At 60.2% G+C, this 26,314-nt stretch carries 23 protein-coding genes; 9 read left to right on the top strand and 14 right to left on the bottom strand.

Translation table 11 applies throughout. From position 1 onward, the window contains the following. The first annotated feature begins 68 nt into the window (after positions 1 to 68). Positions 69 to 800: a bifunctional 2-polyprenyl-6-hydroxyphenol methylase/3-demethylubiquinol 3-O-methyltransferase UbiG gene (locus tag K3G63_RS06555; RefSeq protein WP_220613253.1), complete on the top strand. Its 732-nt coding sequence runs from the start codon at positions 69 to 71 to the stop codon at positions 798 to 800. 72 nt (positions 801 to 872) lie between these two features. Beyond that, positions 873 to 1,322 (top strand): thioesterase family protein, encoded by a 450-nt coding sequence (locus K3G63_RS06550; protein WP_220613252.1) that lies wholly within the window; start codon positions 873 to 875, stop codon positions 1,320 to 1,322. A gap of 90 nt (positions 1,323 to 1,412) precedes the next feature. Here the strand turns inward: K3G63_RS06550 and K3G63_RS06545 are convergent, their stop codons facing one another. The 4 genes from K3G63_RS06545 to K3G63_RS06530 form a co-directional block, all read right to left on the bottom strand. Then, entirely contained in the window at positions 1,413 to 1,949 is a 537-nt protein-coding gene (locus K3G63_RS06545) for a DinB family protein (protein WP_220613251.1), read from the bottom strand. Positions 1,950 to 2,210: 261 nt separating this feature from the next. Further along, positions 2,211 to 3,194: a pyruvate dehydrogenase complex E1 component subunit beta gene (locus K3G63_RS06540; protein WP_220613250.1), complete on the bottom strand. Its 984-nt coding sequence runs from the start codon at positions 3,192 to 3,194 to the stop codon at positions 2,211 to 2,213. A 115-nt stretch (positions 3,195 to 3,309) separates the two neighbouring features. Then, positions 3,310 to 3,660: a hypothetical protein gene (locus K3G63_RS06535; protein ID WP_220613249.1), complete on the bottom strand. Its 351-nt coding sequence runs from the start codon at positions 3,658 to 3,660 to the stop codon at positions 3,310 to 3,312. A gap of 8 nt (positions 3,661 to 3,668) precedes the next feature. Next, positions 3,669 to 5,477 (bottom strand): tetratricopeptide repeat protein, encoded by a 1,809-nt coding sequence (locus K3G63_RS06530; protein ID WP_220613248.1) that lies wholly within the window; start codon positions 5,475 to 5,477, stop codon positions 3,669 to 3,671. A 163-nt stretch (positions 5,478 to 5,640) separates the two neighbouring features. On the opposite strand from K3G63_RS06530, the gene K3G63_RS06525 reads away from it, so the two are divergent. Next, a complete protein-coding gene (locus K3G63_RS06525) occupies positions 5,641 to 5,859 on the top strand; it encodes a PspC domain-containing protein (RefSeq protein ID WP_220613247.1) in 219 nt (72 codons plus the stop codon). A gap of 94 nt (positions 5,860 to 5,953) precedes the next feature. Here the strand turns inward: K3G63_RS06525 and K3G63_RS06520 are convergent, their stop codons facing one another. The 10 genes from K3G63_RS06520 to K3G63_RS06475 form a co-directional block, all read right to left on the bottom strand. Continuing rightward, a complete protein-coding gene (locus K3G63_RS06520; protein WP_310794565.1) occupies positions 5,954 to 7,117 on the bottom strand; it encodes a glycosyltransferase family 2 protein in 1,164 nt (387 codons plus the stop codon). After that, complete coding sequence (locus K3G63_RS06515) at positions 7,101 to 7,436, bottom strand: YbaB/EbfC family nucleoid-associated protein (protein WP_220613246.1); 336 nt, start codon at positions 7,434 to 7,436, stop codon at positions 7,101 to 7,103. Before K3G63_RS06515 ends, K3G63_RS06520 begins: the two co-directional genes overlap by 17 nt. Before the next feature lie 124 nt (positions 7,437 to 7,560). Then, positions 7,561 to 9,504, bottom strand: a complete 1,944-nt coding sequence (locus tag K3G63_RS06510) for a gliding motility-associated C-terminal domain-containing protein (RefSeq protein ID WP_220613245.1) — start codon at positions 9,502 to 9,504, stop codon at positions 7,561 to 7,563. Between the two features lie 119 nt (positions 9,505 to 9,623). Beyond that, the gene (hutH, locus tag K3G63_RS06505) at positions 9,624 to 11,123 is read right to left on the bottom strand and encodes a histidine ammonia-lyase (protein WP_220613244.1); all 1,500 of its coding nucleotides are present in this window, start codon (positions 11,121 to 11,123) and stop codon (positions 9,624 to 9,626) included. Between the two features lie 195 nt (positions 11,124 to 11,318). Then, positions 11,319 to 12,716 (bottom strand): histidine--tRNA ligase, encoded by a 1,398-nt coding sequence (gene hisS, locus K3G63_RS06500; RefSeq protein WP_220613243.1) that lies wholly within the window; start codon positions 12,714 to 12,716, stop codon positions 11,319 to 11,321. A 97-nt stretch (positions 12,717 to 12,813) separates the two neighbouring features. Beyond that, on the bottom strand, positions 12,814 to 13,206 hold the full coding sequence (locus K3G63_RS06495) for a hypothetical protein (RefSeq protein WP_220613242.1): 393 nt from the start codon (positions 13,204 to 13,206) through the stop codon (positions 12,814 to 12,816). A 182-nt stretch (positions 13,207 to 13,388) separates the two neighbouring features. Further along, positions 13,389 to 14,033: a TIGR02117 family protein gene (locus tag K3G63_RS06490; RefSeq protein ID WP_220613241.1), complete on the bottom strand. Its 645-nt coding sequence runs from the start codon at positions 14,031 to 14,033 to the stop codon at positions 13,389 to 13,391. 176 nt (positions 14,034 to 14,209) lie between these two features. Next, on the bottom strand, positions 14,210 to 14,668 hold the full coding sequence (locus K3G63_RS06485) for a carboxypeptidase-like regulatory domain-containing protein (RefSeq protein WP_220613240.1): 459 nt from the start codon (positions 14,666 to 14,668) through the stop codon (positions 14,210 to 14,212). Positions 14,669 to 14,954: 286 nt separating this feature from the next. Further along, positions 14,955 to 15,335 carry a hypothetical protein gene (locus K3G63_RS06480; protein WP_220613239.1) on the bottom strand — a complete coding sequence of 127 codons (381 nt, stop codon included), beginning with the start codon at positions 15,333 to 15,335 and terminating at the stop codon, positions 14,955 to 14,957. Positions 15,336 to 15,834: 499 nt separating this feature from the next. Next, on the bottom strand, positions 15,835 to 18,297 hold the full coding sequence (locus K3G63_RS06475; protein WP_220613238.1) for an outer membrane beta-barrel family protein: 2,463 nt from the start codon (positions 18,295 to 18,297) through the stop codon (positions 15,835 to 15,837). 884 nt (positions 18,298 to 19,181) lie between these two features. Between K3G63_RS06475 and K3G63_RS06470 the strand changes: the two genes are divergently transcribed. From K3G63_RS06470 to K3G63_RS06445, 6 genes are all read left to right on the top strand, one after another. Next, positions 19,182 to 20,429: an efflux RND transporter periplasmic adaptor subunit gene (locus tag K3G63_RS06470; protein ID WP_220613237.1), complete on the top strand. Its 1,248-nt coding sequence runs from the start codon at positions 19,182 to 19,184 to the stop codon at positions 20,427 to 20,429. A gap of 131 nt (positions 20,430 to 20,560) precedes the next feature. After that, on the top strand, positions 20,561 to 22,045 hold the full coding sequence (locus tag K3G63_RS06465) for a TolC family protein (RefSeq protein WP_310794564.1): 1,485 nt from the start codon (positions 20,561 to 20,563) through the stop codon (positions 22,043 to 22,045). 431 nt (positions 22,046 to 22,476) lie between these two features. Then, positions 22,477 to 23,220, top strand: coding sequence for an ABC transporter ATP-binding protein (locus tag K3G63_RS06460; protein ID WP_259404285.1), 744 nt, complete (start codon positions 22,477 to 22,479; stop codon positions 23,218 to 23,220). Positions 23,221 to 23,275: 55 nt separating this feature from the next. Next, positions 23,276 to 23,866 (top strand): RNA polymerase sigma factor, encoded by a 591-nt coding sequence (locus tag K3G63_RS06455; protein ID WP_220613236.1) that lies wholly within the window; start codon positions 23,276 to 23,278, stop codon positions 23,864 to 23,866. After that, positions 23,856 to 25,103 carry an ABC transporter permease gene (locus K3G63_RS06450; RefSeq protein ID WP_220613235.1) on the top strand — a complete coding sequence of 416 codons (1,248 nt, stop codon included), beginning with the start codon at positions 23,856 to 23,858 and terminating at the stop codon, positions 25,101 to 25,103. Before K3G63_RS06455 ends, K3G63_RS06450 begins: the two co-directional genes overlap by 11 nt. Next, positions 25,100 to 26,302 carry an FtsX-like permease family protein gene (locus K3G63_RS06445; RefSeq protein WP_220613234.1) on the top strand — a complete coding sequence of 401 codons (1,203 nt, stop codon included), beginning with the start codon at positions 25,100 to 25,102 and terminating at the stop codon, positions 26,300 to 26,302. The genes K3G63_RS06450 and K3G63_RS06445 overlap by 4 nt, the downstream gene beginning before the upstream one ends. The last annotated feature ends 12 nt before the right edge of the window (positions 26,303 to 26,314 follow it).

Raw genomic sequence — 26,314 nt, 5'->3', positions numbered from 1 at the left:
GTTCTTCTGTAACGTAGCGGAAAGGCAGAAGTTAGTCCTGGCCGCGTTACGGGCCGTATCTTTGCCGTATGTCACATGCTTCTCCTTCCCCTGACCCATTGGGTCAGGCCCTGCTGGCGTATCAGCGGGGCCACCTGAGTGCCACCTTAGCCGTGCATAGTTCTGTTGCTGATGAAGAGGTGCTGCCCGCAGCATACTTTTTCCGGTCCTTGTGGGAAATGCCCGAAATGGAACGCACGGCCTTGGAGGAATGCCGCGGCCGGGTGCTGGATTTGGGCGCCGGCGCCGGCTGCCACGCCCTGGAACTGCAGCAGCGGGGTTTCGCGGTGAAGGCCGTGGATATTTCAACTGGCGCAGTGCAGGTTATGCAGGAGCGCGGCGTCCGGGAGGTGGCCCTCCACGACATCTATGATAGCGCTCTGGCGCAGGCAGAAAAGTTTGATACGGTGCTGATGCTGATGAATGGCATTGGCTTGGTGGGCACGCTCTCCGGACTGGAACGCTTTCTGGAGCACGCCAAGACCTTGCTGGCCCCTGGCGGTCAGATTTTGGCTACTTCCTCCGATATAAGCTACCTCTACGAGGATGAGGAAGGGGCGCTGGTATTCGACCTGAACGGTCCTTACTATGGGGAGGTAGAATACACCATGCAGTACGCCAACGAAACAGGCTCTTCTTTCCGATGGATTTTCACTGACCCGGCCCTGTTGCAGGACTACGCCGAAGCTGCGGGCTACGAGGTAGAATTTCTGGAAGAGGACGACCAGCAGCAGTACCTCGTGCGCCTCACTCTGCGCTAAGCTCCCTACACTATCCGGCTAGCCAACTAAGTTGCGCTGGGGCGGTTACTCCTCCTACCTATTCCTTCTCTTATGTCTTCTTTCGAAAGAACTTATACCGTGCGCTGGGCCGATATGGACCCCAACGGCCACATGCGCCACTCGGCGTACGCCGATTACGCCGCCCAGCACCGCATCGAGTACTTGGCCCAGCATGGCTTCACGCTGCAGCGGTTTGCGCAACTAGCCATTGGTCCTATCTTATTTCGGGAGGATACTCGCTTTCTGAAGGAACTGCACATCAACGAAGCCTTGCGCGTGACGGGTGAGCTTTCGGGCCTGAGCGAGGATGGCTCACGCTGGAACATTGTTCATACTCTGTTTAAGGCCGATGGTCGTCCTGCCGCTACGGTGGCCGTCGAAGGTGCCTGGCTTGATTTGCGGGCCCGTAAGCTGCTAGTGCCCCCGCCCGAAATCACAGCCCTGATGCATGAGCTGCCGCGCCACGAGTCCTACGTCGATATAGTCCGGAAATCAAGCTAAGCTCCGGGGTATACAACGCTACGGCCCCAGGCAAAGCAGAGCCCGCTATGTGGTTCTGCTTTGCCTGGGGCCGTGCATTATAGGGGGTATCTAGGCTAGCGCTTTCCTGATGCGCTCTACCTGCTTTTGGTGATGCAGGACGTGGTCAATCATAAAGTCCAGCGTTTGGTAGATTGTTAGCATGCCCGACCGCGGGTGCTTGAAGATGGCACGGTCGAGGAGGTTGCCGGGGTACTCATTCAGCAGGCGCTCCAGGCGTCGGCGCACGGCTTCCCACTCCGCCCGCAGCTCAGGCAGGGGCGGAATATCGGCCGGGGTAAGCTTGGTTAGCTGACTAGGCGCTTTAAAGCGCGTAAAAGGTAGCCGCAGCAGCACACGGAGCAGCCTCGACTTCAGAAAAGCGCCTATGCCAGCCTTGGCCAACGCATCGGCCTGCAGCAGCTTTTTCTCCATGTACTGCCCGATTCCTGTTTCGGCAACTACCAGATGCTGCACTACCTGCACCGCCGACCACTGCTCGGGGCCGGGTTTCTGCCGGGCTTTGTCGCCTAGTGCGGCTACAGAGTCAAGTAAACGGGTAGTAGCGTGTTCGAGCTGCTCGAAACGAAGGTGCAACCGATGATTCATGGTAGGGTGAGGAACAGACGTAGCGTTGGGCAAAAGGTACAGAAATTCTACTGCTCTTACCGGCGCAGCTTCTCCCAGCCTGTCTTCAGCCTACCGCCGCGCCGCTGCCGATTAGGGCAGCAGCAGGAGTAGGAGCTTCTGCCCAGCAGCACTTGCCGCACCCAACAGGCTAGGCCAGATTGATGGTCGGCAGTCAGTGCAACCAGCAATAAAAAAAGCCCGCGGGAAGCGGGCTTTTTTAGTACAGTTAAGAGAATCAGCTTAGCGATTCACGTAGAGCACCTCTTTTACGGCCTTCACCGTGCGCTCCACGTTGGGTAGGGAGGCTTCAATGAGGGTAGGAGCGTAGGGCAGGGGTACGTCCATGCAGGTAATGCGTACTACCGGAGCATCGAGGTAATCGAAAGCGCGACGCTGTACCATGTAGGCCAGCTCGGAGCTGATGCTAGCCAGGGGCCACGCTTCTTCTACTACCACCATGCGGTTGGTTTTCTTCACCGATTCTACTAGCGTATCGTAGTCGATGGGGCGCACTGAGCGCAGGTCAACTACTTCAGCTTTGATGCCTTCCTTGGCCAGCTCGTCGGCGGCGGCAAGGGCTACCTTTATCATTTTGCCGAAGCTCACGATGGTAACCGATTCACCTTCGCGCACTACGTTGGCTTTGCCAATCGGAATCAGGTATTCCTCTTCGGGTACCTCGCCTTTGTCGCCGTACATCAGCTCCGACTCCATGAAAATCACGGGGTCAGCGTCGCGGATGGCCGATTTCAGCAGGCCTTTGGCGTCGTACGGGTTCGAGGGAACTACCACTTTCAGGCCGGGTGTGTTGGCGTACCAGTTCTCGAAGTTCTGAGAGTGCTGCGAAGACAGCATGCCGGCGTTGCCCGTTGGACCACGGAACACGATGGGGCAGGAGTACTGACCGCCCGACATGGAGTAGATTTTGGCGGCCGAGTTGATTACCTGGTCAATGGCCACCAACGAGAAGTTGAAGGTCATAAACTCGATGATGGGGAGCAGGCCGTTGGCGGCAGCACCCACGCCGATGCCGGCGAAGCCGAGTTCGGCAATGGGCGTGTCAATCACGCGCTCCGGGCCGAATTCGTCGAGCATGCCCTGGCTCACTTTATAGGCGCCGTTGTACTCGGCTACTTCTTCGCCCATCAGAAACACGCGCGGGTCGCGGCGCATTTCCTCAGACATAGCTTCACGCAGGGCTTCCCGGAATTGGATGGTCCGCATAATCGGTAGGAAAGTCAAAAAGGTCTGTTCAGAAACAAAAAGCCGGAGGCTATCCGGCGTGTAAAGCTACGACGACAAGCCGGGACGGGCAAATGAAGGAGGGACTAACCTTTTTTTAAGGTATGATTTTCAAGCAGCCCGCTCGCCATTCTTTTAGCGTCATTTGCGCATTAAGGCCGTGAATAGTATTAGTAGAAGCTATAGTTTCTAAGGTATTTAGTGCTTTGCTATCATTTTGTAGAAGCAAATAGGCAGCCGCCCAGATTTGAGTGCCAACACTGCTGGAATTTAACAAGGGTACAAGTGCCTGAGTTGCGCTATTTTTTTCCAGCCACTCTAGCGCCTCAAGTATTTGTGCATGAGCTTTATTGCTAGTGTTGAAGTCGCCGGTTTCTGCTGCTTCTGCATGGGCGGTTGTGGCAGTACAAAACAGGATAATAGCAGTTGCCTCGCTTTTACTTGACATACTCTTTCTTACCGCAGCGCTTCCAGAAACTGCTTACCCTTGGCAAAGTCCCGAAACTCCAGGTCCTCGACAGCGCGGTTGGCGTAAGCCCGGTCAAGCTGGACGGCGCGGCGCAGGTGCATGGCCATAGCCGCCTCATTCTGCTGGCGGGCGGCTACTACGGCCAGGCAATAGTACAGCAGCGGGTCCTGGGGGCGCAGGGCAATGGCTTCGGCGTAGATGTTGGCCGCGCCCTGGTAGTTGCCTTTCAACACGTAGATGAGGGCGCGGTTCATGATGTTCTGGTAGGTTTTGGAGCTGTAGCTGAGGCTGCGCAACGCATCGTCGAGCTGGCCTACCTCTATTTCCAGCGCAGCCTTATCGGCGAAAACCTTGCTGAGCACCGGCCGCGGCCCACCGAGCTTAATGGCGTAATCGTAGTTCTGGAGGGCTTCTAGTTTGTCGCCAGCGCGGTGGTAGGCGCTGCCCACGCGGTAGAACAGCTCGGCCGTGGGGTTGCGGTGGGCAGCCAGGGTGAAGTTGACGGCGGAGCGCCGGAGGTAGGCTTTCTGCACCTTCGGGTTTACCTCTTTTTCGGAGCGCATAAGCAGCACTACGGCCAGGTTATGGTAGGCCTGCCAGAGGCCGGTAGTGGCCACTGAGGTTTCGTAGATGCGCTGCTTTTCGGCCAGCAGCGGGGTAAGCGTAGCCGAGTAACGCAGTTCCTCGGGCGTGAGGGCGTCGGCCTCGGTCTGCTTCTCCACAATCTTTTTGGAGAGCAGGTAGATTTCCGAATCGTAGCGCTTGGGCGCGGTGTAGCGCACGGCAATGGTGCCGAAGCGCATAACGGGGTAGATGTACTGCTCCAGGTAATCGTAGAACGTAAGCTTATGCAGACTCTGCTCCTTGGTGGCATAGGAGCCCGGCGTATCGTTGATAAGTAAGAGCACGGAGTCAACCTGAGCCGGCTTCAGCGCCGATTCCTGCACCTTGCTCAGGAACAGGTCCCAGCGGCGGTGGTAGGCCTCCGTCTCAAAGTCAATGTTGCCGACTTTGTTGAGGTAGGAATCCGTATCGACGCGCTTCTTGTAGTAGTTGAGCAGCACCCGCACGCGCTTGTCGGAGAGGCGGGCATCGTGGCGGTCCAGGGAGTCGGGCGAGTGACCGGCCACAATCATAACCTTCTCGGTGTGCTGGTTGGCCTCGATAAAGTCTTCCAAGGCCGCCACGTTGGTGCCCAGGTAGTTGCGGATTTCGGCCTTGCCGGCATCAAAGAAGAAGGGCATCACCCGGGTACCACTCATATTGTTGTCGGCGGTTTCGGGTAGCAGCGTAATGGCCGTATCTTGGCGCACTACCAGGCGGCTGGTGGTTACAATGCCGCGGGCTAGCGGTATTTCTTTGCCCTTAACCCGTTTGCCGTTGGGCTTGGTTTCGCGGGCATCGGGCAGGGCCAGCAGTTCGCCGGGACTTTTCTGCGGGGCGTACGGAAACGAAAACTGCTTGCGGATGACCAGCCTATTCTTCTGCTGCTCATCGTAGAGATACTCGCCCGAAATAAACGTGAGGCGGCCTACTGTATCCTCGCGCAGCCCATTGTTGTAGCGGTAGCTCAGGCCCAGGTTGTAGGCGGCGCCTTTGCGCAGGTGGCTGGCCGCCACTTTGGCCGTTACCTCAAACAGCACGTTTTCGCCGTTGCTTTCCAGCACCATAGGCTGCACCGTAATTTCCTGGCCTTGCTGGGCGTTCTTGAGTACCTTGGAAAGGGGCGAACAGGCCGATAGGCAGGCGGCACTCAGCAGGGTAGCGGGCAGAACGCGGGAGGGGGAAATTTTCATGAGCAATAGGCAGGGTAGCGCGAAATTCAGACAACAAACGGAAAAAGGGCGCCAACCGACGTATCTTACGGCCGGCTTCCTGCGTAAGTGCTTGACACAGGCCGCAAATCATTATATTTTGACAGCAGGTTAGCCATTACCGGCAACTGGAACAGCAGGAGTTATGAAACGACTAACCGACTTTATTGAAAAGCAGAGCTTCGGCGTCTGCGACGCCATCGGCAAGCGGGTAGGCTTTTCTACCAGCAGCGTCCGGCTGTCTTTCGTGTATGCCTCGTTTTTTACGTTTGGCTCGCCCATTGTCCTGTACTTTGCACTGGCTTTCTGGATGAACGCGCGCCGGGCTATGCGTCGGCAGCGCAGTACCGTCTGGGATTTGTAGCTGCCCCCGATTTACGAACTACCCTTGGAACGCCTGTTGCTACCTACCCGGAGCAGCAGGCGTTTCTATTTTTCAACTGAAAGGGTGCCCGGTGCTAGCTCAGTAGCTTTTGGCTTAGCTCCGAAAACCGGCGCTTGCCTTGCCCGAAATACGCCCACACCAGGCTGCCCCGATACACGCCAGCCCGCTCGGCCGTCCGCAGCGTTGGCCGTTGCTGTCGGCGCTGGGCGCGCCAGTACCCCAGCTGCCGCCAGAAGTGCCAGTGGGCGCGAAGAATGGCCTGAAAATCGGGGGTGGCTCCTTGCAACAGGAAACGGAGCGCCGCCACCCCATCCAGCCCCAGGCGGGCCGCAAGCACGAGCAGTAGCTCGCTCGGGTGGGTGTTTTTGTAGACTAGCGCCAAGCCGTTACGGAAGTTAAGGTAGGTTTTGCGCGGGTTCGACTTGTGCAGAGTGCCTCCTCCTACGTGAAACACCGTGCTGCCGCCGTGGTACCATACCTGGTGGCCGGCATTCTGGAGGCGCCAGCAGAAGTCGATTTCCTCCATGTGGGCAAAAAAGCGAGGCTCCAGTCCACCCAAGGCGTGCCAGGCGGCGGCCCGGACCAACAGGCAGGCGCCGGTGGCCCAGGCTACCGGCCGTGGGTCGTCGTACTGCCCCTCGTCGGGTTCAAGCGTGTCGAAGAGGCGGCCACGGCAAAAGGGGTAGCCCAGCCGGTCGAGGTAGCCCCCGGCGGCGCCGGCGTACTCAAACTGCCGGCGCTGGGCAGCAGCTTCGCTGTACTGCCGGATTTTGGGCTGGCAGGCCGCAATGCGCGGGTTGTGCTCCAGCAGTTCACGCTGGGGCCCGAGCCAGCCGGGTGTTACTTCCACGTCGGAGTTGAGCAGCACGTAGTAGCGGAACCCCAGCACCTCCACCCAGTCCTGACCGCGTTCCGCAGGCGTACGCTCAGGCAGCGCGGCCTGCACCAGTGGCCCCAGCCACCGTACGTCATCGAGGGCCGCATTGTAGCCCTGGCAAAACCCCAGATTATAGGCTAGCTGAATAACCCGCACCTGCGGGAACTCCCGGGCCAGCACAGCCACCGAATCATCCGTAGAAGCATTATCGGCCACGAATAGGGCGGCGCCCTCGGAGTGGGCCAGTACGGAGGGCAGGAACTTTCGCAGAAAATCCCGGCCGTTCCAGTTCAGGATGACCACGGCTACATCGGCGCAGCTGCCCGCCGCGGAAGTTCGCGCATCAGAGGCCAAAGCCACCGAGGTCGAGGCCCGGAATATTGGGAATCAGGCCGGACGTTTTGCTTTTGATTTCTTCCTTGGCTTTCTCGCCGGCTTCCTCTAGTACCTTGTTCACGGCCGCTACCACCAGGTCGGCCAGCATGTCGCGGTCCTGGGGTTGCAGCAGGCTCTCGTCAATTTCGAGCTTGAGCAGGCGGCGCTGGCCGTTGGCCGTGGCCTTTACCAGCCCCCCGCCCGACTCGGCCGTGGTAGTAATGTATTGGAGTTGGTCCTGGGCCTGCTTCATCTTATCCTGAAGCTCTTTCATTTTGCCCATCATACCCATGATATCAAACATCAGCGCGAAATAGTTAAAGTGAGACGAATACGCGAAACGGATTTCGCGGGGCGCAAAGGTAGGCAGCGCCGCTCTACTACGGCCGCCCGGCGGGCTCAAGATACTCACTACCCCATACGCTGGCTTAGCGCAGAATAGTGACGGTGCCTTGCTGTACGCTGCGCCTGCCCGTCTGGTCTGTGGCTTCAAAGCGCCACACGTAGGCCCCGGGCACCGGCGCGGCCGACCCAATGCGCCCATCCCAGGTTTGGGCACGCGAGGTGGCCTGAAATACAGCCTGACCGTTGCGGTCGACCACGGTAAAGCGGAAGGCGTCGAGGTAACGGCCTTTCAACTCCAGCACATCATTGAGGCCGTCGCCGTTGGGGGTAAAGGCTGTCGGGACGTATACCACAATGCGCCGCGCTACCGTGGCTATGTTGGAGTACGAGGGGGCCGACAGCCCGCCCCCGGTGGCCTCTATGCGGTAGCGTACTACCTGCTGGTCAGTGGGTGGCTGCAAATCCAGGTAGGTAAGGCTGGCCGGTACGGGCAGGGAGCGAAGCACGGTGTTCGTGGCCGACAGGGTCAGGAGGCGGTAAGTAACCGGGACGGTAGCGTCCGGGCCGCGCAGGGCCGTCCAGTTGAGCCGGATGGTGGTGCCGTCGTCGGTTACGGCTTGCGCCTCTAGCAGTACCGGACACACAGGAGCACTTTCCGGGGAACGGTTGCCGCATACGTCGAGCAGGCGCACCGAGTAGCAAAGCGGGGCGCTGAGGGCGGGCGTGACCAAGGAGTCAACCAGCGTGCGGCCAGAGGTAGTGCGCAGCTCGGCGCCGTTGCGCAGGTAAGTCAGTTGGCCTGTGGTGGCATTGCGCGCTGCCACGGCGGTTAGCTCCACCTGGTTGCGCAGGTTGAACGTGGCCGCCAGGCGAGGAGCAGCCGGCGCAGCGCCGGCGCTAGTCAGCACAGCCACCTCATCCGAAACGGAGGTAGTAATACCCATGGTCAGGCTGACGCGGTAACGGTAGGTGGTGCCGCAGGCTACGGCCGTGTCCTCGTACTGGGTGGTGCCAGGAGGAAGGGGCAGCCGCAGCGTATTCTGCCCGTCGGAGCGGGTAAGGGTATAGCTGCCGCTACCCTCGCTGCCCCAGCGCAGCAGGTTGCGCCCGTTTTGGGAAGCACCAGTCAGGGTCACGGAGCAAATGGAAAACGAGGCCGTGCTGGCCACTGAAGGCTGGCAGGCATCCTGCAGGAGCAGGCGGTAGCAACCGGGCAGCGGCGCGGTGGCCAGGTCAAAGGAAGTAGCTCCCGGCGTTAGGGTGGCGAGGGTGCGGTAGCCGCCGGCTGCGGCATCAGCTACTTGCAGGCGGTACTGGTACTCAGGCTGGAGGTTGCCGAACTGAAACTGCGCCGTAGTGCCTTGCACCGCCAAACTGCTCAGGGTAGGGCGCTGGGGCGCGGGCCGGGGCGTGAAGCTTTGCTGGGCCACGCCCTCGCAGAGTGCCGCTTGGTTGTAGCGGCCAACCACCGTCACGGTAGCCGGCCCACTGGCGGGGTAGGTGACGGGCGTATTGCGCGGGGCAGGTACCGGGGCCGCGCTGCCTACCTGCACCAGGTACTGGTCGTAGTTGGCGTCGGTTACGGTTACTTCCACGAAGCCCGGCGCGCACGCCGTTAGCGTGAAGGCCGGTGGGGTAGAGTTGCGTACAATGATGTTACGCGAGGAAATAATGGACAGGCTGGAACCCGCCGGGTTTTTGTTCTGAGTAATAACCAGGGTTCCTGGCGCGGTTGGCGTGTAAAACGACACGGTATCGGGGAAATCGGCCCCGCAGCAGAGCACGGTACTGCCGGTGGCATAGCGCACAATATCCTCCTGCCCGGGCACAACAGAGCTACTCGTGTTCACGAAGCGCACCCGACGCCCCACGCACAGCTCCTGTACTTCCTGCTTGGTGGCGGCATCATAAATTTTAAAGGAAATGCCAGGTGTCGGGTTGCACGGCCTCGACCGGTCGCACTGCGCCCACGCCCAATTGCTTAGTCCAACTACCAGCAGAAGCAGCAGTAAAAGGTTTTTCATCATGCCCATAACGAGGCAGCCGGCTGATTGCGTCTGCGCACTGGGCTAAAATAGCAGGTTTCGACGCCCGGCACCCGACTATCCTTCGGAAGGTACCGGGGGAGCCGGTTCCCGCGCTGGGCTTACGGCCACGGGTAGCTGCGCACAAACGCGGCGGCGGCGTGCAAATCGGGGTAGAGCACCCGGTCCTGGGCCACGAAAGCTACCTTCTCGCGGAAGGCTTCCACTACCTGCTCCAGCGCCGGGGAGGTGCGGGCCGGCCGGCGGAACGTAAGAGCCTGGGCAGCGTTCAACAGCTCAATGCCCAACAGCTGCTCTACGTTCTGCACCACCCGCAGGGCCTTGGTGGCGGCGTTGGCGCCCATGCTCACGTGGTCTTCCTGCCCATTGCTGCTTACTACGCTATCCACTGAAGCCGGCGTGCAGAGCTGCTTGTTCTGGCTGACAATGCCGGCAGCCGTGTACTGCGGAATCATCAGCCCTGAGTTCAGGCCCGGCTCGGCAATCAGGAAAGGCGGCAGCCCGCGCTGGCCGCTGATTAGCTGGGTAGTGCGCTGCTGCGAGATGCTACCCACCTCGGCAGTGGCAATAGCCAGCATATCCAGGGCCAGGGCCAGGGGTTGCCCATGAAAGTTGCCCCCGCTCAGAATCACGTCATCCTCGGGAAAGATATTGGGATTGTCGGTGACGGCGTTGCACTCGGTTTCTACCACTTGCTGCACGTAGGCCAGGGCGTCGCGGGAAGCGCCGTGCACCTGCGGCATGCAGCGGAAGGAGTAGGGATCTTGCACCGCCGTTTTGGGCTGTTGCTGCAGCTCGCTACCCCCCAGCAGCTCCCGAACCCGCCGGGCCACGGTAAGCTGCCCCGCGTGGGGCCGAATCCGGTGCAGGCGCTCATCAAACGGCTCGTTGCGGCCGTCAAATGCCTCCAGGGATAAAGCACCGATAACGTCGGCGGCAGCCAGCAGGCGGTGGGTACGCAGTAGCGCGTGCACTGCATAGGCCAGCATAAACTGGGTGCCATTGAGCAGCGCCAGCCCTTCCTTGGCTTCTAGCGTTAGCGGTTGCCAGCTAAACAAACTCATGGCATCGGCCGCGGCCAGGCGGTAGCCCTCGTAGTGTACTTCGCCCAGCCCCAGCAGGGGTAGGCACAGGTGAGCCAGCGGGGCCAAGTCGCCGCTGGCTCCCAGGGAGCCTTGCTGGTACACCACGGGCAGCATGCCGCGGTTATAGAAATCGAGCAGGCGCTGCACGGTGCCCACTTGCACCCCGCTGTGGCCGTAGCTCAGGCTCTGGGCCTTCAGCAGCAGCATAAGGCGCACCAAATCGGCTGGTACTTCCTCGCCCGTTCCGCAGGCGTGCGACATCACCAGATTCACCTGAAGCTGCTGCCGCTGATCTGCCGGAATGGCCTGGTTGCATAACGCCCCGAACCCGGTGTTGATACCGTAGATGGCGACATCGGGCGTGCGTTCCAGCCGGTCCCGCAGGTAGCGGTGGCACTCCTGAATGCGCTGGCGGGCTTCCTCGCTGAGCACTACGCGGGCTTTGGTGCGCAGCAGCTCATCCAGCGTACGAAGGTCGAGGCGGGTAGAAGGGGTGAGGGCAAAATCCTGGGCCATGGGTGGAAAGGAATAGGCGACTGGGTGGGAAAAGGAGAGAAAGGTACCGCCCTCCGAACTAGGAGCCATCTGAAACGGAAGCAAGAGTTTCTACCGTGGGCAGTCAAAAATTACCCGTGGTAGAAACCCTGTGCTCTCGCTATGGCTGACATTTATAGAGCGGCGGGGGCACTGAGAGATGAAAAGAGCTTGGGGCTACTTCGCCAGCTCGGCTACTGCTTCCTCCAGCGTTACGGTCCGTTCCGCACCAGTGCCCAGGGTTTTCAGCTTAAACTGGCCAGCCGCCCGTTCTTCAGACCCCTGAATCAGCACGTAGGGAATGCCTTTGGCATCGGCGTATTTAAACTGTTTGCCCAGCTTGCCAGCCTCCGGGAACAGCTCGCTCGGGATGCCGGCCTCGCGCAGCCGGCGCAACACTGGCAGCACGGCGGCTTCGCTTTCGGCATCGAAGTTGGCCACGAGGCAGCGGGTAGTAGTAGCCACGGCTTCCGGGAACAAGTTCAGCTCCTCCAGGCAGTCGTAGAGGCGGTCTACCCCAAACGAGAAGCCTACCCCCGACACCCCCGGCAACCCGAAGGCCCCGGTTAGGTTGTCGTAGCGGCCGCCACCCGACACGCTACCCATGTTCACGTTGTTGATCTTAATTTCGAAGATGCAGCCGGTGTAGTAGCTCAGCCCGCGGGCCAGGGTCACGTCGAATTCCAGGTTCTGCCACTTCTCGAAGCCGAAGCTGCGCAGGTACTCCAGCACCCGCGTCAGGTCCTGCAGGCCTTTGTAGCCATCGGCGTTGTCGGGCTCCACGCCGGCCGTGGCGAAGGCGGCCAGCAGGCGCTCCAGCTTTTCCTCGAAGTCGCCGCCTACCCCTAGCAAATCGAACAACCGTTCAATGGCCGGCTCGGAGAAGCCGCGGCCCGCCAGCTCTTTCTCCACTCCCTCGCGCCCGATTTTGTCGAGCTTGTCGATGGCCGTGAACAGGTCTACCTCGGTTCCTTCACCACCGAGGGCCTGGTAAAAGGCGCCCAGCACGCGGCGGTGGTTGATTTTGATGGTGTGCTCCGTTAGGCCCAGCGTGGTCAGCACCTCCGACATCATCAGCACAATTTCAGCCTCACACAGCAGCGAATCAGTTCCTACCACGTCGGCGTCGCACTGGTAGAATTCGCGGTAACGGCCGCGCTGGGGGCGGTCGGCCCGCCACACCGGCTGAATCTGGTAGCGCTTGAACGGGAATACGAGCGTGTTGCGGTTCATCACCACGTAGCGGGCGAAGGGGACCGTGAGGTCGTAGCGCAGACCTTTCTCCGATACTTTGGGCAGGAGGCGTTTGCTGCGGTTATCGGCCGCAAGGTCGTCAGGGGTTACGTCTTTGGCGAAGTCGCCGGAATTCAGGACTTTGAACAGGAGCTGGTCGCCTTCCTCGCCGTACTTGCCAGTCAGTACCGACAGGTTTTCGAGGGTAGGGGTTTCGAGCGGGGCGTAGCCGAATTTCTCAAATACGCGGCGGATAACACCGAAAATATAGTTGCGGCGCGCCACCACGGCGGGGCCGAAGTCGCGGGTGCCGCGGGGGATGCTGGGCTTCTGTGCGCTCATGGCGGAAAATCAGGATGCGAAAATGTGGCCGCAAAATTCGCGGATTACATCGGATTTTCCGGGGCCGGTGCCTTACGGGGGCCGGGGCCGCCTGGCGCTACCTTGAAATACGGGTGTTTCCCGGCCACGGAGCCTGATTAGGGCTCACCATAAAATCGATTTCCTGCATGGCATCGAGCAGAGAAGGCACCAACAAGGGCTGCGAAGCTGCGTCGAGGTAAAGAAAATGGTGCTGGGCCGGCTGGGGTACGTGGCACAGAATCAGGCGGCGCTCCTGGGCGTGAAGCATAAAGGCATACGCCAGCAGCAAGTCTATTACCTCATCTGACAGGGTATCCACCAAGCTTAAATCAACCAGAATAGCGGTTTTGTCGCTACGGCTGGCTCGGTGCAGGGCCCGGGTAAGCTTCACCTCATCGGGGGAAGAGGTATCAGGGGAAAGAATAAGCAGAAAGCCGTTGGGCAGTACTTCGCGGTGTACATCCAGCATAGCCTAAATGTAACAAGGGACAAGTTCGGGGAATACATACTACCGCCTAACAACCCCATAAAGTTCTGCGAGATACGAGGAATAAATAGTACTCTTTGGCTGAATATGGGCCTTGGTTTAGTCTAATTTGGGTTATGAATTGGCCGGATAGGACTTAAGCTCAACAAGAGGGCCTACGGGCGCTACCGGGTCTGCCGGATTTGATACAGCACGGAGCCCGCCAGTGGTGCCTTCAGGGCCGCCCGCACCCCGGCCCGGCGCAGGCCCTGGTTGGTCCAGTCGTTGCAGGTGCGCAGGGCGTGGTAACGGCCCCGGGCGCGAAAGAAAAAGTCTTCGGGCGTATAGCCGACGGGCTGGCGCAGTTGCCACTGCCCCAGGCTATCGGGCTGGAACGACTGCTGCACGTAGGCCGTGAGGAGGCGGTACTGCCCGGGCGAGATGCGCAGCGGCACGACGTGGCGGCCGGAGTCGGGCGCAGCGCGGTAAAAATCGACGTGCATGAGGGTACGGGACGGGAAAAGGGCGCCGGCAATGGCTTTGGGTCCGGGAAATTTTCCGCCCATAGAGCCCAGGTAGAAACCCTCATTGCCCCAGCCAAAGGCTACATAGGGGTAGTGGCGGAAGCGGGCGGTAAGAGCAGGCTGCTGCAGGGCCAGGAGCCAGTTGTGGCCGGTTTGTGCCTCCCGCAGGGGAAGCACCACATCCGTATGGAACCCGTTGGATACTACAAAAATGGGCACTCCGCCCGGCGTTTGCCGAAACTGCCGGTTCACGGGCACTAGGCTCCCCGTCATCAAAAACAAAACGAAAGCAGCAAAAACCGACATCAAACCACACGTAAACGGGCCCCGCGAAGGTACTAACCCAGGAGGAACAGCGGGGCGAAAACTTTCTGCCTGCTACTGTTCTGAGCCCAAGTGCTCTGCCCTGTAACAAGCTGGTCCGGCTGGCGGCCGATAGCACCCATCAGCCACTAGTCGGACCAGAACCGGGCCTTACAACCTTAGGAACGCACCCGCACTGCCGGACGACGAGGCTCCACGGCTGCTACGGCTTTACCACGGCTGGCCCAGGCTTGCTTATCGGCTTGGGCCACCTGGGGCATGGTCAGCGGCACCAGTACTACGGTTCCCAGCGTGTGCCGGGGCTTGGCTGGGTGCAGGGCCACGGCCGGCCGGATGGCGTGGTAGCCGAGCACGGTGGTGCGTACCACGTAGCGGCCTAGCGGTAAGCCTGCCACCCGAAACCGGCCCTGGGCATCAGTTTCGGTGGTTTTCATCAGCCGCCCGTCGGTGGCGCGCAGCACCACCACGTAGGAGTGCGGAATGGGCTCCTGGGTGTGGCCGTCGAAAAGGCGGCCTGATACGGTGCCCGTAGCGGCAGCGGCCTGAACCGGCCGCTGGGGAGCAGCTACTACGAGGGCCATAGCCAGAAAAGCAGCGGAAGCAAAGGAAGTTTTCATAGTAGGAAAGGGTAAGAAGCGAGAAAATGAGGCACTATGCCAGGCCATGAGGAGCAGCCGCGGTTCCGCTCCAGGTGCGCCGGCCAGGGGCAGTCAATACTACAAGGGCGCCGTAGGGCGGGCCGGGTTGGCGGTGGGTTCAGGCAAGTAGTTTGCCCGGCGGAAAAAGCCAGGCAGCAGGCCCCAGGGACCCCACGCACTCAGCGGAGTGCCAGGTGGCGTGAGGTCCGGGGTGGTAGCGAAGCGCAGCACGAACCCGCTACCAAAGCCTGCGTCTGTGGGGCAGTTAGCGCACGGCGTAAAGGCGCAGCGTTTGGCGCTTGAGAGCCACCAGACTTCCCGAAATGGCGGAGTTGGACTGGGCGCGCTGCACTTGCTCCAGGGCCGTGCCCAGCATCTGGGAAATGCGCCGGTGGGTAGCTCGGTTTTTCAGCGGATTGAGGTAAATGCCATCCAACCGCTCTTGGTACACCAACTCGTGCCCGTCGTTGTAGAAGCGCACCAGCGTGTAATCCTGGCGTTTGGGGTCGGTGAGCAGGCTCCAGTAGCCCGATTTGGCCACAACGGGAGCTTCGCTGTACACAGCGGTTTGTGCCTGGAGGCCCGAAGTAGGCAGGATGGCCATCAGGCAAAGCAAGCCAAGGCCGGAGAGCAGGGAAGTTTTCATGGTAGGATAGGAAAGAAAAGGGCGTGACAAGCCACTCACCGGCACACCCACACCCGCAGGCCGGCCGAAAAACGGAGTAGCAAACAAGAAAAGTTGAAGGAGCAGGCCTCGGCTGCGCGCTTTCAAAAGCAAGGCGGCAGCTGTAGGGCGGAGCCCCGCCGCCCGGTAGGGGCGAGGCAGGCTACGGTCGGCGGGTGGCCATGTCTTTCCCGGAGGGAAGTCGCCGCGGACCGAGGGCGAGGAGCCAGTGCCAGCGGCAGTAGCTACGTGCCGGCTGGGGTAATGCGCATCTGTAGTAAAGATGCAGGATTAAGGTGTTAGTTGCTTGATATAAAGGTGATTATTGGAAGTGCTTTGCTAAAGCAGGAGGGGAGAAGTCGAAGGCAGGCTCCCGGAGTAGCCGCCGTACCCGGTTGCTGGTGTGGACACTGCTAATTGGGCGGAAGGTTACAGGTCTGCTGATAAATTATTTTAGGAACGGCTGGACTTGGCCAGCGTCTTAGCCCCCGAAGCCGCCGCCTCCGCCCTGGGGCTGATTTTCAATCTTCTTGGGCGGCTTATTCGAGCCCATATACCAGCTCAGGCCCAGGTAACCGACCCGCGACTCCCACTTGTTGTAGTACTCGGCGCGGAAGTTCTCGGTGTACGACTCAGAGCGGTTGCGTTGGGTATTGAACACGTCGGATACGCGCAGGGTGAGGGCGGCGCGGTCGTTGAACAGGCGCTGGCGCAGGGCTACGTCCACGGACCCCACGGGGGCCACCCGGCCCTGGGCCGTGACGGCGGCGGCGCGGTAGTTGCCAGTCAGCTGAATATCCAGCTTGGGGGTAGGCGTGAAGGAGTTCATCAGGCGGGCCGTACCCGACACCACGCGGCGGTTGGCCTCATTGCCCGTGGCGGCTGTGACGGTGTTCTGAAACAGCGAGCCGCTGGCTGTTAGGCGCCACCACTTCGCCAGGGGCTGGTTCAGAGAAACCTCTGCCCCGTAGCTGGTAGCCTGTCCGAAATTATCCACGTACTGAGCCGTAATGACCGCGCCGGCACCGTAGAGGCGGGTAGCGGTGGTATCTACGCGCACCAGACGCTGGATAATGTTGTCCGTGTGGCGGTAGAACAGCGTGGAGGTTAGTGAGGCCTGGCCCATAGAAATCTGGTGGCCCAGCTCCAGGGCATTGATGTACTCCGGCCGCAGCGAAGGGTCGCCGATGCGGTAGCTACGCTGGTCCTGGTAAAGCGGGAAGGCCAGCAGCTGCATAAAGTTAGGGCGGTTCAGGCGGCGCGAGTAGCTGAGCTTCACGCGCTGGTCGGCGGTAGGCAGGGTGCGCTCCACGGTGGCCGAAGGGAACAGGTTCAGGTATTCAAGCTTAAAGGGCCCGTTGCCGTTTAGCACCTTGCCGCTGGTGCGGGTGTACTCGGCCCGCAGGCCCCCCTGCATGCGCCACTTACCTAGTTCCTGCTGGTAGGTGGCGTAGCCGGCCTGCTGGTACTCCTGGAACGTGTACTGGTAGGAACGGTCAGGGAGGCGGTCAAAATCGGAGCCATCGGCCTGCTGACGCAGGAAGTCGTCGGTGCCTTCGTTGGTTTGGTACTGGCCTTTGAGGCCGGTATCAACGCGCGCTTTCTCCCCCAGCGGGTGCACGTAGTCAACCTGTCCATTCACGGCGTGCAGGTTCACGTGCAGATCCTGCTTCCACTCGCGTAGGTCGGGGGTGCCCTCCGTGTTGCGCTGGGCCACTACCACGTCGGCGTTGAGGTAGGTATAGTTGGCACTGGCCGACAGCTCCCGGCCCTTGTGGGCTTCCCAGGTGCGGCGGTAGTCCACCGAGTTGTCGATGTTATCCACGTTTTCCGTCACCCGGAAGGTACTGCCGATGCGGGCATCCGTCGCCCCGGAGAGAGTAGCAAGCTGGGTGCCAGTGTTCAGGCCCCGGTTGAAGTTGGGCTCCGTGGTAAACGTCAGGGTCTGACCGGCGGGTAGGGTATAGTCGAAGCCCAGGCGGCCGTTGTAGTTCTGCTGGTGGCGCAGGTTGTTGCCCTGCTGGTACGTGCGCAGGGCCTGGCTTTCCAGGGTAGTATACTGGTCGCTCCACATGCGGCTGCGGTAGTGGTCGTCGCGCAGGTCCAGGGCGCCAAACAGGTTAAGCTTACCGGTGCGGCGGTTCAGGCTCAGGCTGGTGTTGTACTTGTCACGGGTGCCCACGTTCAGCACAGCTTGGCCGTTCCACCCATCTTTTTTCTGCTTTTTCAGAATGATGTTGAGCACCCCGCCCGAGCCGGCCGCATCGTAGCGGGCCGAAGGATTGGTTACCACCTCTACCCGCTCAATGGCGCTGGCCGGAATCTGCTCCAGGCGGTTCCCCCCGGCTCCGCTGTTGGCCGAGTTGCTGGGCTTGCCATCGATGAGGATGGTAATGTTGGAGGAGCCACGCATGCTCACGGTGCCGTCGGGGGCTACCGTGACGGAGGGCACGTTCTGGAGCACGTTTACGGCCGTGCCGCCCACACTGCTCAGGTCTTTTTCCACGTTGATAACTTTCTTATCCAGGCTTTCCTGCACCGCGGCCCGCTCGCCCTGCACCGTTACGCCGGCCAGCTGGGTAGCCGTAGAATGCAGCTTCATGGTGCCCAATTGCAGGGTGGGGGTAGCATTACTCAGGCTCACCGGGCGGCGCAGTCCTTGGTAGCCCACCGCCGAGGCCTTGAGCAGGTAGTTGCCCATACCCAGCTTTTCCAGCTGAAAACGGCCATTTTCAAGGGTTTCGGCCCCGGCTACAAAGCTGGAATCCTGGGCGCGGAGCAGAACCACATTGGTGAAGGGAAGGGGCTGCCCGTTGGCGTGGTCGAGCAGGGTGCCGCTGACGGAACCGGCAGGTTGTTGCTGGGCCGCGGCCGCCAGCGGAAAGAGCATAGCAAGGAACCCCAGGCCGCGCAGGGCCCGGCCGGAAGACAGGGAGGAAGTCATACAAGGGAGTGGTTGGAAGACGAATCGGGCAAGGAGGGGCCGTGCCCGGCGGCCGCGGTTCCGCTGGGCTGGCGTGGTTGCCAGAAATTCAGACACGATAAGCAGGGACACGCACCGCGCCAGATGCGGGCTGCCAAGCGGCCAAAACACAAGTGCAGCGGTAGGAAACCAAGCGGTTCCGGCAAGCTGCTCAACACCCGGCCCGACTGGCCGCAGTGGTGGTTGGCGGTGGCCGCGGGGACTCGGGTTGGGAGCCTCGGCGCGGCCGGAGGTTAGCTAATCAGTGTTCCAAAGGTAAGCGAAGGTACTATGTAACGCAAGGTACTAGCTGAATTTATTTTTCGGCGCTGAGAAACCTCGTGTTTTGTAGGAAAAGGGGAGGTGTTGCCGCCGGATACGTAGGATAAAAAGCAGCGGAAGCGGTAGGTAACGGCTGTCAGGGAAATAGATGCGCAGAGTGGAATCCCCGTTGCCTGAAAAGCAGAAAAAATATTATCGAGCTGATATATAGCTGTGTAGCTTGTTTAAAGCAGCTGTTGCTATCCTGGATAAGGGCCAATCAAAAGGACTCAGTTGTTCAGGCCAAGCAAACGCGAATCGGAGGGCGGCGTGGCCACGTGCCGCGTTTTCTACACCTGACCTGTACAACAACTGCCCGCGAGATACTTCGCTACCAGCACTGCACGATGGTTAATCGAAACTGAATTCCTGCCTGCTTGCATGCTCAGGTCAATTTCGTTTCCGAACAGCCTGTCCATTTTCGGACATAATTCTTAAAGCTGTATTTTCTATTTTGGAGTATAGTATACTGACAATAAGTAAGTTATGAACATGGCATGCCCCTTGAGTACTTCTACGGGAACCCCTTTCCTTCCTGTACGAAAATGGACAGAGCTATACCAACTGCTACTCAGAAAAGCCGGCAGCGGCGATGGTGGGTAGCCTCAGCAGGCGTGCTGATTGCCCTGGCAGCGAGCCTGCTGGCGTTCCGCGTTGTATTAAAGCCTAGTCTGCCCCGCAACAGCATCCTGACGGCGCGCACCGAAATCGGTGACGTGGAGGCTTCGCTCACGGCGGCTGGCGTACTTATTCCAGGCCACGAGGCGGTGCTTACCAGCCCCATCCAAAGCACTATCCGGCGGGTAGTGGTGCCGGTGGGCAGCAACGTGCAACCGGGCCAGACAATTCTGGAGCTGGACAAGGAGCTGACCACCACGGCTCTGGCCAAGCTCCAGGACGAGCAGCAACAAAACCGCAACAAAAACAGCCAGCTCCAGCTCACCCTTGAAAAAGCCCTGAACGACCTTCGTTCCCAGGAGCAGGTGCAGCAGGTGAAAGTGCGCAGTCTGCAATCGGCCTTGCGGGATGAGCAGTACCTGCTAAAAATTGGGGGCGGCACGGCCGAGAGCGTGCGCCAGGCCGAGCTAAGCCTGCGGGTAGCCCAGCTGGAGCTGCAGCGCCTCGGCGAGCAAATCCGCAACCAGCGCGCCGCCAATGCCGCCGACGTGCGGGAGCTGGGCTTTACCATGCAGATTCAGGACCGCAGCATTGCCGAGCTGGCCGGCAAGCTACAGCAAGCCAACATCAGCAGCCAGCAGCCGGGCGTGCTTACCTGGGTCAAGGAGGATCTGGGTACCACTGTGCAGGCTGGCGACCCGCTGGCCCGGGTGGCCGACCTGAGCCGCTTCCGGGTGCGGGCCACAATCTCCGATGCTTACGCCGATGCTCTCCACCTCCAGGATCCGGTGATCATCCGCGTCAATGGTACTGATTTGCGTGGGGCCATCAGCTCCATTAGTCCGGCCGTGGAGAAGGGGGTAGTCACTTTCTACGCTGCCCTGGCCCAGGACCACCACCCGGTCCTGCGCGCTAACCTGCGGGCCGATGTGTTCGTGGTGACCAAGGCCCTGCATAATGTGGTGCGGGTGAAAAACGGCCCCTTTTATCAGGGCGGTAAGGAGCAGCCCGTATTCGTGGTGAAGAATGGCAAGGCCGTGCGCCGCACTGTGCAGTTTGGGGACAGCAACTTCGATTACGTGCAGATAACCGGTGGCCTCGCGGCTGGGGAGGAAGTTATCGTGTCTGACACCAAGGACTACGTGGCCACGCCCGAACTCACCCTCAACGACTAGCAGCCATGAAACGGATGTTCCCAGCTAGTACGAAATGGGCTGTGCAGACGCGCCCCTTCGCTTACCTTGGCTTTTGGTTCGCAGCTCCCGCTAGAGCAAGCTACGCCGCACCGGTTCAACAACCCCAGCATGTGCCAACACGCGAACCAAAGGTTGGCCTGCGGCAAGCGTCACGTCTATACACCGGGCTGCTGTTGTTGCTGGCTACCCCCGCCGCGGCCCAACACGAGCCAGCCAGTCTGTCGTTGAGCCAAGTAATTGAGTTGGCCCTAAACCAGTCGGCCGCGGCCAAGCAGACGCAGACTACCCGCGACAAAAGCTTCTGGCAGTGGCGCACGTACCAAGCCAACTACCGGCCCCAGTTGGGCTTGCAGGGTACAGTGCCGGGCTTCAGCCGCGCCGTTACGCCCGTGGTGCAGCCCGATGGCACCACCGATTTCCGGGCCGTGCGCATTAACAATTCCAACTTGGCCTTATCCGTCAGCCAGAATATCGGCCTGACGGGCGGCCAGGTGTTTGTGGCCTCGGAGGTGCAGCGCTTCGATGATTTCAACGGTCGCCTGAAGCGCTACAACAACCAGCCCGTGGCTATTGGCCTCACCCAGCCCATCGGCAAGTTCAACGGCCTGAAGTGGGACCGGCGCATAGAGCCCCTGCGCTACGAAGAAAGCCAGCGTCAGTTTGTAGAAGAGCGGGAAACCATTGCCCAGCGCATCACGGAGCTGTATTTCGATGTGCTGGAGCAGCAGGTAAACGCCGAGGTAGCCAGCCAGAATGTGCAGGCCAATGAGGAGTTGCTGCGCATCGGGAAGCAGCGCTACCAACTGGGCCGCCTTTCCCAAAGCGACCTGCTGCGGCTGGAGCTAAACTTGCTGAACGCCCGCCAGGCCATGGCGCAGGGCCAGCTTGATGCCCAGAACGCCGCCGTGAGCTTGCAGAGCTACACCGGGCTACGGGCCGAAACCGTGCGCCTCGGCGTGCCCGCCGCGGCCCCGCGCCTGGTAGTAACTGCTGAGCAAGCCCTGGGCCAGGCCCGCCAGAACCGGAGCGTAGTGCTGGCCTTCCGGCGCCGCCTGTTGCAGGCCGAGCGGGAAGTGGCCCTTGCCCGTGGCACTACGGGGTTTCAGGCGCTGCTGGCCGCCAATCTGGGCTACGTAAATCAGGCTGGCAACCTCTGGGATACCTACCTGTCCCTGCAGAACCAGCAGCAGGTGCAGCTTACGTTTGCGCTACCCCTCGTAGATTGGGGCAAGCAGAAGTCCATCGTGAAAACCGCCGAGCTGACCCGCCGCCAAGTGCAGACAGATGTGGCCCAGGAGGAAACCTCGTTTGAGCTGAACGTGCAGGTGCAGGCCACCCAGCTCGCTACCCTCAGCCAGCAGCTCGACCTGGCAGCCCGCGCCGATTCCTTGGCCCAGCAGCGCTACACCATTGCCCAGACTACCTATAAAGTCGGCCGCATTAGCCTTACCGACCTTACCATTGCCTCCGCCGAAAAGGACCAGGCCCGCCGCGCCTACATTCTGGCGCTGCGCGCCGCCTGGGTGGCTCACTACCGCCTGCGCGCCCTTACACTGTATGATTTCGAGCGGCAGCAGCCCCTGGCAGCCAAATAAGTACGGTTGACCTCAGCCTAAAACGGCTCCGCCACGCAAAGCATCATGCCTTGCGTGGCGGAGCCGTTTTGTGGGGCAGGCAGGGCGTTGCTACCCTCCGGGCGGGCTGTGGTTAAGCCCAGTACTGCTACCTGCACATGATTTCTACCCCGCCGTCTTTCAATCAGCGCGGGTGGAAAATACCGGGCAGGGTAGGAGCAGTAATTAAAATAATAGGGCCCGCAAAGATGCGGGACGGCCAATCAAGACCGAACACCCTGTCCGAAAACGGACATATTTTATTAAACAGATAATTCTGGTAATTAGATTAACTAATTGATTTATAAATACTTATTGCTTTGGCACGCCGCTTGGCTACTCTAGAATATCCGGGGTGGCCAACTGCTCGAAACCGGACACTTCCTTTCAAAACTCTTTCTTCCGACCTGCTCATGGAAAACATCCTCGCCCAATCGGCCGTGCGGCCCCAGACCCACGGCGCCCCCCTGGCCTCTGCCAGCCAGCCGGTTATTCAGCTGCGCGACATCGAGAAGGTTTACCAGACCAAGACCATTGAAACCGTAGCTCTTAACCGCGTGAACCTCACCATCAACAAAGGCGAGTTCGTGTCCATCATGGGCCCCTCGGGGTGCGGAAAATCCACCCTGCTCAGCATTATTGGCCTGCTCGATGAGCCGACCAGCGGCGTGATTGAGTTGGATGGCCGCCCCGTGCAGTCCTACTCCGATAAGGAACTGGCCTCCTTGCGCAACCACAAAATCGGGTTTGTTTTTCAGAGCTACCACCTCATCAACGACCTCTCGGTGCTCGATAACGTGGAGCTGCCGTTGCTCTACCGGCCGGGGGTAGGCGGCAAGGAGCGCCGGCAGCGGGCCTACGCCGCCCTCGATAAAGTGGGCCTGAGCGCCCGTACGGGGCACTTCCCCAGCCAGCTTTCGGGTGGGCAGCGCCAGCGTGTGGCCATTGCCCGCGCCCTGGCCGGCCGCCCCGAAATCATCCTCGCCGATGAACCCACCGGCAACCTCGACTCCGTGATGGGCGAGGAAATCATGGATCTGCTGCTGGGCCTTAACCGCGAGGAAGGGACCACCATCGTGATGGTCACCCACGACGAGCAGCAGGCCCACAAAACGCAGCGCCTTATCCGCTTTTTCGACGGCAGCCAGGTAAGCTAAGCCAGTTGCCAAGGGCGAGTTGAGTTGCCCGGTTTCCTCCACCAGACCTTCCCCAATGATGAAAACCCTGACGCTTTTTCTTTCTGACGCCGAACTGGTAGCGGCCTGTCGACGGGGTAGCGCCGCGGCCCAGCAGCAATTGTACCGGCGCTTCGCCCCGAAGATGCTGACCCTGTGCCGGCGTTACCTGCGCCACGAGTTCGACGCCGAAGATGTGCTGGCCCGCGGCTTTGTGAAGGTGTTTCGCGGCCTGGGGCAGTTTGAAGGCAAGGGCAGTCTGGAAGGGTGGGTGCGCCGCATTATGGCGCACGAAGCCCTGAGCTACCTGCGCCGCCGCGAGTCGCTGACGCTCAGTATCGAAGACTGCAATACTGGCCACTTAGCCACCGAGGTGCCCACCGCCGATGAGGAGCTGCAAGCGGCCGATTTGCTCCGGCTTGTGCAGGAGCTGCCCGCCGGTTACCGGGCCGTGTTCAGCCTCTGCGCCCTAGAGGGGTACACTCACCCCGAGGTAGCCGCCCTGCTCGGTATTTCAGAAGGCACCAGTAAGTCGCAGCTCAGCAAGGCCCGCACAGTGCTGCAGCGGCAGGTAGCTGCCCTTCATGTATCCCTTTCCACTTCCTACGCCCACGCTCATGTTGCTTAGCTACCTCAAAATTGCCTGGAAGGTCTTGCTGCGTCGCAAGTTTTTCACCTTCATCAGCCTGTTTGGCATCAGCCTCACGCTCATGATGATGGTGGTAATGTATGCGCTGTTTGACCATGCGGTGGGACCCGCCCAGCCGGAACTGCGCACTGACCGACTGTTATTTATCAATAGAATGGTATTGAGTGGACCAAACTCTCAGAATTCTTCCAGTGTGGGTTACGACTTTCTCAATCGGCACGCCCGCACTTTGCGCACCCCCGAGAAGATAGCCGTGAGCGAAGCATACCCCATCAACGCTACCTTGTATGTTGGCAAGCTAGTAGTGAAGGCCGACCGACGCTACACCGATGCCAACTACTGGTCGGTACTCGACTTCGACTTCGTGGCCGGCCGGCCCTACAACGCAGCCGAGGTGCGCGACGCAGCTAAGGTGCTAGTGCTGAATGAAACCGTAGCTCGTCGCTGCTTTGGCACGGCGGCCGCGGTAGGCCGGGTCATGCAGCTCGAAGGTCAGCGCTACCAGGTGCTGGGTGTGGTGCGCGACGTATCTACTTCGCGGGAGCTAACCTATGCCGAATGCTGGCTGCCTGTTACCACTACCACCGCAGACTTGCGCGACCCCAACTACCTGGGCGACTTTCAGGCCATCCTACTGGCGCGGCGGGCCGCCGATGTGCCCTCTATTCAAGCCGAGTATCAGCAGATGTTACGTCGGCTGCCCATACCCGACCCTGAGCAGCACAAGGAAATTAAATCGTACGCCCGGACCCTGCTAGCTCATTACATGGCAGCTCATAACAACAACGCCGGAGCCGATGGCGATGCAACCCGCTTCTGGAGACAGTGGGTGGGGCTCGGGCTCCTGTTCATGTTGCTGCCCGCACTCAACCTGATCAATATCAATGTAAGCCGAACCTTGGAGCGAGCCGCTGAAATTGGTGTACGGAAAGCATTTGGAGCCACTACTAGTATGCTCGTCCGGCAATTCCTGCTGGAGAACCTGCTGCTGACACTATTGGGCGGGCTGCTAGGGCTGGGGCTAGCGGCAGCCGTGCTGTACCTGGTTAACGAAAGCCACTTTATTCCCTATGCTCATCTGGGGTTGAATGCACGTGTGTTTGCGGTAGGTCTGTTGCTCGCGCTGCTGTTTGGGTTGCTATCGGGAGCGTACCCGGCCTACAAAATGTCGAAACTGCCGGCCAGTCAGGCCCTTAAAGGAGAAATTGCCCTATGATGCGTCACCTATTCACCCTAATGTGGAATCGTCGTCGGGCCAATGGCCTGCTGGTAGCTGAGATATTCCTGGCCTTTGTCGTTTTATTTGCGGTAAGCAGTATAGGGATCAACTTGTGGGCTAACTATCGGCAGCCGCTCGGATTTGAGTACGCTCGAGCCTGGCAGTTGAACTTAACCATCGGCAAGCAACTCAAAGCCGACCAACTGGCCATCTTACGCCAGTTGCTGGCCCAGCTACGCACTAATCCGCAGATCGAGGGCGCCGCCCTGACGGCTTCTAACACGCCCTTTTCCTTTAACGATAGCCGCCGTTCCCTAGAGTTCACTGACCTGCAAGACTCGGTTAAGCGCCCAATCAGCAACATCAATGTATATGCGGTAGGGCCAGAGTTGCGCGAAGTAATGGGCCTGGAATTGGTAGCCGGGCGCTGGTTTGGGCCAGCCGACGCAGTGCACAGTGCCCAGCTACCAGTAGTCATTGATGAACTGATGCAGCGGGCCATGTATCCCGACGGTGGCTCGGCGCTGGGACAGCAGCTGCAACCACGCGACGAAATGCCCCAGCGGGTTATTGGGATTGTGCGAGCCTTCCGCACTGACGGGGAACTGCAGAAGCCGCTGCCTTCCGTTATTCAGGCAATATTTCCCGAAGACACTGTTTTTGTGGCCCAATCAATACTACTGCGGGTGAAGCCTGGCAGCGGCGCCGTGCTCGAAAAGCAGATTGCCGACCAGGTGCGGCGGCTGGGTCCCGGCTGGTCCGGTTCTATCCGCACGCTTTCCGAAATGCATGCCAGCCAAGTGAAACAGCTCCTGACGCGACCCCTGCTGCTGGGAACGATGAGCCTGTTTCTGCTGCTAAACATGGCGCTAGGCCTGTTTGGGGTGCTCTGGCAAGCTATCAATCAGCGGCGGGCCGAAATGGGAGTTCGCCGAGCCCTGGGGGCTACGGCCGGTGCCATTAGCCGGCAGATTGTGGGTGAGGTTATGGTCGTCACGACGTTCGGCATGGTCCTGGGGCTGCTGGTGACGGTCCAATTTCCGCTACTGGGTTTCATGAGCACCGGTTGGTCAGTGTACCTGACTGGCATGGCACTGGCTATCCTTCTAATTTACGCGTTGACAGCCCTTTGCGCGCTCTACCCCAGCCGACAGGCAGCTGGAATCCATCCGGCAGTTGCGCTCCGCGAGGAATAACCCCGGCTAAGC

It is taken from the genome of Hymenobacter sp. HSC-4F20 (assembly GCF_019599275.1).
GTDB lineage: Bacteria > Bacteroidota > Bacteroidia > Cytophagales > Hymenobacteraceae > Hymenobacter.
Note: the sequence above shows the minus strand (reverse complement) of the source record. Positions and strands in the feature narration are given on the sequence as shown.